The organism is Chryseobacterium sp. SIMBA_029, assembly GCF_046535275.1.
Lineage (GTDB): Bacteria > Bacteroidota > Bacteroidia > Flavobacteriales > Weeksellaceae > Chryseobacterium.
In genome coordinates this window covers 1-302 of the sequence record NZ_JAWRXA010000168.1, presented here as the reverse complement: position 1 = coordinate 302, position 302 = coordinate 1, and the positions used below count along the sequence as shown (strand labels likewise).

At 59.3% G+C, this 302-nt stretch carries 1 pseudogene; it reads right to left on the bottom strand.

From position 1 onward, the window contains the following. Positions 1 to 118: 118 nt before the first annotated feature. Positions 119 to 302 (bottom strand): annotated as a pseudogene (locus tag SB679_RS23670) (hypothetical protein); the annotation flags it as partial.

Here is a 302-nt window from a genome sequence, read left to right as displayed (position 1 = left end):
CTTCGTAGGTGTCGCTACCGACCCATTTCAGCCAGTCACGAAGTCGGAGCGTGAATGTCGGTTCGGGGCAGCATTGGACAATGGTCCCCGACGTTACAAGCCCGCGTCGTAGTTGTCGCTACTGCCGCAAATGCGGAGCGAAGGTCCTGCCGACCACGCCCGAGATGAAATCGATGACCGCGCGAATCGGCGGCGCATGCCTGAGATCGGCATGCACAACCAGCCAGATTTCGCGAGAGAACGACTCCCCATCAAACGGCAGGCGTTGCAGATCGGGATCGCTATCACCCATGAACATTGGC